Origin of the sequence: Bacillus sp. LK2 (assembly GCF_001043575.1) — a bacterium.
Taxonomy (GTDB): Bacteria; Bacillota; Bacilli; order Bacillales; family Bacillaceae_G; genus Bacillus_A; species Bacillus_A paramycoides.
This window is the reverse complement of the sequence record NZ_LDUK01000002.1, coordinates 229,574-236,630: the sequence shown is the minus strand read 5'-3', so window position 1 is coordinate 236,630 and position 7,057 is coordinate 229,574. Positions and strand designations below refer to the sequence as shown.

Below are 7,057 nucleotides of genomic sequence, written 5' to 3'. Positions count from 1 at the left end.
TTGTTCTTTTTTTCCTTTTTTTCTACATATATATGTACATTTCTAACCTAGACAAAATAATTTATGCGCTTTCATGCCTTGTCAGTACTAGGTTACGGACTCAATATCAAATAATTAGGAATCATTTTTATGTTAACATACGTGTATATAGTATATAATATAGGTTATATATTATATACACTTTCCGATAAGGGAACTTTCCATTATGCGGACAAGCCATGTATCGGACAGTTCATAGATAATAGGTAAGACATTATGGTTTTAGATTTATGATTTCGGCTTATTTGCCATCATAAATTTAAAGGCATTTTATTGTGTTTTGTGAAACTTTGTATAAAGTTTCGCAAACTTTTTCTGTCCTTACCTATGCCAGGGATATTAATTCCAAAAAAATAAGAGTATTGCTATCGTAAAGGAGAATTGGAGATGCCAGAAACTATGACTCAAACAAAGCCAGAACAAGAAACTGTACAAATTTCTGCTAGCCAAGGACAACTTGATGTACTTGATCAGTTGTTAAAACCTGAGGTACAAGAATCATTAACAACACTAGTGGAGCAGCTTCCAAAATTAACTGAGCTTGTTAACATTTTAACTAAGTCTTATGACTTCGCTCAAACTGTTGCTACTGACGAAGTATTAAAAAGCGACACTGTTAGCGCAATCCAAGAGATTGTAGAACCTGTAAAAGATACAGTGAAAAGCATGGCTGCAACTGCTATCGAAGCGAAAGATCGCGCTGATGAAAGCAGCGAAGTTATCGGCCTGTTCGGTCTATTAAAATTATTAAAAGACCCACAAGCACAAAAAATGTTCCGCTTTGTAAACGCATATCTTCAAGTTAGTGCAGAACGTAATAATAAATAATTTAACTTATAACAACAATTAGTAAAGACGGGGGATATCATACTATGTCAAAACAAATTGTCATCTTAGGCGCTGGTTATGGCGGTCTTCTTGCCGCTTTAAACGTACGTAAATATTACAGCAAATCAGAAGCACAAGTTACAGTGATTAACCAATACCCAACACACCAAATCATCACTGAACTACACCGCCTTGCAGCTGGTAACGTTGCTGAGCAAGCAGTTGCAATGCCACTTACAAAGCTTTTCAAAGGCAAAGACATCGATCTTAAAATTGCAACAGTTGAGTCATTCTCAGTTGATAGCAAAGAAATCAAACTAGCTGGTGGCACTACTTTATCTTACGATGCACTTGTAGTTGCTTTAGGAAGTAAAACTGCTTACTTCGGTATTCCAGGACTAGAAGAAAACAGCATGGTATTAAAATCTGCTGCTGATGCAAACAAAATCTACAAACACGTTGAAGACCGTATTCGTGAATACGCTAAAACGAAAAACGAAGCTGATGCTACAATCGTAATCGGTGGTGGCGGATTAACTGGCGTTGAGCTAGTTGGTGAGCTTGCTGACATTATGCCTAAACTTGCAAAAAGCCACGGCGTAAATCCAAAAGAAGTTAAACTTCTTCTTGTTGAAGCAGGTCCAAAAATCCTTCCAGTATTACCAGACCACTTAATCGAACGTGCAACTACTAGCTTAGAAGCACGCGGCGTTACATTCTTAACAGGTCTTCCTGTAACAAACGTTGCTGGCAATGAAATCGACTTAAAAGACGGTCAAAAACTAGTTGCTAACACATTCGTTTGGACAGGCGGCGTACAAGGTAACCCATTAATCGGTGAATCAGGTCTTGAAGTAAACCGTGGTCGTGCAACAGTTGATGCATACCTACAATCTACTTCTCACAAAGACGTATTCGTTGCTGGAGACAGCGCTGTTGTCTTCTCTCCAGACGGTCGTCCATACCCACCAACTGCACAAATCGCTTGGCAAATGGGTGAGTTAATTGGATACAACTTATACGCAGCACTAGAAGGCAAAGCATTCGAAGAGTTCGCACCTGTAAACTCTGGAACACTTGCAAGTCTAGGACGTAAAGATGCTGTTGCTACAATTGGAGCAAGCAATACTCCACTTAAAGGTTTACCAGCATCATTAATGAAAGAAGCAAGTAACGTTCGTTACTTATCACACATTAAAGGTCTATTCAGCTTAGCTTACTAATCTGAATATAAGCCCGAATCATGCCCTGCATGGTTCGGGCTATTTTTATCCGTAATTTTCTCTACTTAATTTTATTCGGCAAAAAAATGGTATTACCTTTAAATTTATCTAAATATACTGACTTTTCATAAGAAAGCTAATCCAAAAATTATTTTGGATCAGTCTCCTATTGTCATTTTTTGTTGTTAAATCGATATATCATGAAAATCGCTGATATATTTAGAGTTGCGGTCGATATATTCGAAAAATCGCCGATATAATTTCATTCACTACCGCACTTCCCCATTACCCTAGCTTCACTAAGCTGTAGTTCTTCTTCCCTTTACGAATAATAATAAATCTTCCATCAAAAGAATTTTCTACAGTAACATCCGTGCTGACATCCGTTACTTTTTCACCGTTCATAGATATAGCACCATTATTAATATCCTCACGTGCTTGTCTTCTAGATGGTTCAATTCCTAAATCAACTAGCCACTCTACAACATTTTTTGTCTCTTTTGAAGATTGGAATGTCGGCATCTCTTTAAATCCTTGTTCAATTTCATCAGCTGTTAACGATTTAATATCTCCGCTAAATAATGCCGATGTAATTTTCACAGCTTGTAAAAATGCCTCTTCTCCGTGAACGAATTTCGACATTTCTTCCGCTAATACTTTTTGCGCCTCACGTTTATGTGGTTCTGTTTCTACCTTCACTGCCAATTCATCAATGCGCTCTTTCGTTAAGAACGTAAAGTATTTCAAGTATTTAATTACGTCACGGTCATCTGTATTCACCCAAAACTGGTAAAATTCAAACGGTGTTGTTTTTTCAGGATCGAGCCAAACTGCACCACCTGCCGATTTACCAAATTTCGTACCATCTGATTTCAATAATAACGGAATCGTTAATCCGAATACTTTCGCTTCATGACCTTCTAACTTACGAATTAAATCTAAACCGCTCGTAATATTTCCCCATTGGTCACTACCGCCAATTTGTAATTGAACATCTTCTTTTGTGTATAAATGATGGAAGTCCATCGCTTGCAAGATTTGGTACGTAAATTCTGTGAAAGAAATTCCTGTATCTAAACGACTTGCTACAATGTCCTTCGCTAACATGCTATTGATACTAAAGTTTTTGCCGTAATCACGTAAAAACTCGATAATGTTTATTTCATGTGTCCAGTCGTAGTTATTTACCATCTTCACTTCGCTATTCCCGCCGAAATCAAATAGCTTTTTCATTTGCGCTGTTAACGCATCTACGTTATGCTGCACCACTTCTAAAGTTTGCAGTTGACGCTCTGATTGACGGCCACTCGGATCACCAATTGTTCCTGTTGCCCCACCAATTAAAATAACCGGATGATGTCCAGCTAATTGAAATCTTTTCATCATCATAAAAGGAATCAAATGTCCGATATGCATACTATCACCGGTCGGATCTACCCCACAGTATAACGAAATCTCTTTCTCTTCTACTAGCTTACGTAATCCTTCTTCATCCGTCTGTTGATTAACAGCACCGCGCCATTCTAATTCATCAATAATATTCATCTCTTGCCATCCCCTTTATTTTTTTAAAAACAAAAAAGTCCCTATGTCTACGATAGACATAGGGACGATTATTCACCGTGTTACCACCCAGCTTGCATAAATAGCATAGCTATTCATACCACTCTTAGCAATAATATCGATTGCTACTCCGCTTAGCATTACCTAAGATACTCCAGAGTGTAATTCACAAGTTTGTTTGTGCTAGGTTCCAGCAACCCCTAGCTCTCTCGATAACAGTGACAAACTGCTACTGGGCTCTTTCAACGTATTTCATATGTTAAATTATTAGCCATTATATTCAATTAAAAACAAATTGTCAACAATACCCAAATGTTATTTTAAAATAGTTCATACGTTTTTAGTTCAAAGATTATTATATATCTTCTCCAATAATCCTTACTTCTCTCTCTAATTTCACACCGAATTTCTCTTCAACTGTTTTTTGTACGAAATGAATTAGATCGATATAATCTTGTGCAGTTCCGTTATCCACATTCACCATAAATCCAGCGTGTTTTAAAGAAACCTCTACACCGCCAATTCGCTTACCTTGCAATCCTGATTCCTGAATAAGCTTGCCAGCAAAGTTATTTGGTGGACGCTTAAATACACTACCACATGAAGGATACTCTAACGGTTGTTTTGATTCACGCTTAAACGTTAAATCATCCATTTTTTCTTTAATCTCTTCACGCACACCTTCTTCAAGTTCAAACTTCGCTTCAAGAATAATGTAATGATTGTTCGCAAACACACTCTTACGATATCCAAATCCAAATTCATCTTTCGTTAAAGTACGTAAGTCTCCATCACCCGTCATTACGACAGCTTCTGTCAATACAAATGCTACTTCACCGCCATACGCACCAGCATTCATATATAGCGCCCCGCCAACTGAACCTGGAATACCACAAGCAAACTCAAGTCCTGTTAAGCGGTGGTCTAATGCAATTCGTGATACATCAATAATCGCTGCACCACATTGCGCAACAATTGTTGTCCCTGTTACAGTAACATTTGTAATATGAATTAAACTTACTGTAATCCCGCGAAGACCGCCATCTTTAATAATAACATTAGAGCCATTTCCTAAAAACGTAACTGGAATATTGTATTGATTTGCATACTTTATAACTTCTTGAATTTCATCATAATTCGTAGGAGCAACGAACACATCCGCTTTTCCTCCTACTTTAATATGCGTATGATTCTTTAACATTTCATCTTGCTTCACATGACCTTCAGGCAATACTGTACTTAAATATTTATAAACCTCTTGCATATTCATTTTACGATTCCTCTATTTCTATAATCTTTTTATCCCGCTATCTACGGGCCCATAATATCCCCACATAAAAAACGTACTGCAATTAAAAAGCTCAAGTGGTAGATAAAGTGTACATAAAACACACCTATAAACCTCTTAAATTATAAGAGGTGCCACTCATATTAAAATATATATCGCATAATAAAGCAACCCAAATGGACTACTAAACTTGACATGTAACCATATAGACAATAATTTGTAAAATATATAGGTTTTTCAAAGCACTATCCTTCAGTATCTTACTATACCACATGAAAGAAAAGTGGTATTTTTTTGTAATTTTTACTTTATTTTCATCAATAAAAAAAGAGCACATCCCACAGAATGTGCCCTTCTTATACTCTTTAATTTATTTTTCGTTCTCTTCTTTTTCCTTATCAAACCATAACAGCTCATTGTCATCAACTTCACCATTATAATTGATTAGAATCTCTTCTCCCGCTTTTATATCTTTATAAGCGAAGAAGTTAAACGTATGATTCTCAAAGACAATATCATACGTTGCATTCGGCGTATATGAATGATTAAATAACATGCCGTATCCTAAAAGGATTGCCGTATGATTTATCCCATACTCAAATGCGTAGTCAGCAAGTAACGTTTTCTCAATATGTTCATGCTGTTCATTCGGATAAGAAATAACTGGTGCTGCGTGTATCAACTCACCCTTTTTAATATCACGAGTTGCAAATACACCTCTATTAAATTCTCCATCACTAAGTTCAGAAGTCTTAACTTCAATCATATTCGTCACCTATATAATTCTTTCTTTGAAGTATTTTATCTCCTTAAGCTTGGCAGAAAACGAAGAGAAAAGCAATTAAATTCCTACCAAGTATTCGTTTAAATGAAAAAGAGCACATCATTTGTGCTCTTTTAAAGTGAAATTGTTTTTCTAAAATATTTTCTAACGACTCCACTTGCTGATAACCATATGTAACATCCTTTATGCTACTCTGTTCCTACACTTATACGTTTCGATTACTTCAGTTTAAATACTGCACTTACTGGGTTATGATCACTATTTTCAAACTTTAAATCTTTGCCTTGTACATTTACAATTTCGACATTAGGCGAAACGATAAAACCATCAATAATAGTGACGAAATTTTCACCTTCCACATATTTCTTCACATCATCCCTTACCGTCATAACAGAAGGGTCTACAGCCCATTGAAATCCTCCGTCCGCAAAGTCTTTTGGCAATTCTACTAACCATTCAGGACGCTCTTTTACAAACTTAGGATCACTTAATTGGACATTAGAAAGTAACTGGTTCCAATCTCCACCTAATATTACGTAATCACCATTTTGATAACACTTGTTCATATATTCTTTTAAATATTCTACTTGTTGCTTTCTAATTTTTCCGCCTTCATCATAAGCAGATAAATGTACGTTTACGAGCCTAACATACTTACCATTATTAACTGGGATTTTATGTTCGACAATTGCCCGATCTAAATCGAATAAACGCTTCGGCCAAGGCTCCATTCCTGGCAGTTGGAATCGCGTTGTTTTTTGAACTGTGTATTTAGAAAATGTACTTAGTCCTCCCTCAGCATATCCCATCGGCTTTGTGACCGGGACAGGAACCCACTTTGTATCATAATTCTTCCCAAACGTTGTAGCATAATCTGATAATCCTTGTTTCAAAAATTCATGCTCATTTATATCAAATGAGCGAAGAGATTTTTTATCAACTTCTTGTAACAATGTAAAATCACTATTCTCACTTTGTAAAAACGAAAGTATATTTTTTAAATTAGTCTCGGTTTGCTCCTTACTACTCGAACCCGAACCTTTTCCCCCGTCCATAAAGAAATCTTGATCCTTATCTAATCCAGCATATCCAATATTAAATGTTGTAACTTTAAATTCATTTCCTGACTGTAATACTCGCTCTTTATTATTTTCAACCTTTACGTCTATAACGTCCGCCGGCCGCTCTTTTGTAAGTGTCATATACGCTAAAAAACCACCTAGAATGCCAGCCACTATCAAAATAAATATTAATACTATCTTTAAAAATTTCTTCAAAACATATGGCTCCTTTATTCACGAAATAATATTTTACTTTTCTGTATTTTTAGTT

6 protein-coding genes and 1 other annotated feature are annotated in these 7,057 nt (G+C 36.1%); of the genes, 2 read left to right on the top strand and 4 right to left on the bottom strand.

Annotation, left to right across the window (positions count from 1 at the left end; translation table 11 throughout):
* The first annotated feature begins 426 nt into the window (after positions 1-426).
* Both VK90_RS03040 and VK90_RS03035 read left to right on the top strand, forming a co-directional pair.
* Positions 427-867: a DUF1641 domain-containing protein gene (locus VK90_RS03040; RefSeq protein WP_002174139.1), complete on the top strand. Its 441-nt coding sequence runs from the start codon at positions 427-429 to the stop codon at positions 865-867.
* Between the two features lie 44 nt (positions 868-911).
* Entirely contained in the window at positions 912-2,090 is a 1,179-nt protein-coding gene (locus tag VK90_RS03035) for an NAD(P)/FAD-dependent oxidoreductase (protein ID WP_002174140.1), read from the top strand.
* 285 nt (positions 2,091-2,375) lie between these two features.
* On the opposite strand, the gene tyrS is transcribed toward VK90_RS03035, so the two are convergent.
* The 4 genes from tyrS to VK90_RS03015 form a co-directional block, all read right to left on the bottom strand.
* Positions 2,376-3,635 (bottom strand): tyrosine--tRNA ligase, encoded by a 1,260-nt coding sequence (tyrS, locus tag VK90_RS03030; RefSeq protein ID WP_048370360.1) that lies wholly within the window; start codon positions 3,633-3,635, stop codon positions 2,376-2,378.
* Positions 3,636-3,692: 57 nt separating this feature from the next.
* Positions 3,693-3,908: a binding site (T-box leader), on the bottom strand.
* A 100-nt stretch (positions 3,909-4,008) separates the two neighbouring features.
* Positions 4,009-4,923 (bottom strand): UDP-N-acetylmuramate dehydrogenase, encoded by a 915-nt coding sequence (gene murB, locus VK90_RS03025; protein ID WP_048370358.1) that lies wholly within the window; start codon positions 4,921-4,923, stop codon positions 4,009-4,011.
* Between the two features lie 388 nt (positions 4,924-5,311).
* On the bottom strand, positions 5,312-5,707 hold the full coding sequence (locus tag VK90_RS03020) for an SET domain-containing protein (RefSeq protein WP_002174143.1): 396 nt from the start codon (positions 5,705-5,707) through the stop codon (positions 5,312-5,314).
* A 236-nt stretch (positions 5,708-5,943) separates the two neighbouring features.
* Complete coding sequence (locus tag VK90_RS03015; protein ID WP_048370356.1) at positions 5,944-7,002, bottom strand: endonuclease/exonuclease/phosphatase family protein; 1,059 nt, start codon at positions 7,000-7,002, stop codon at positions 5,944-5,946.
* Positions 7,003-7,057: the final 55 nt, after the last annotated feature.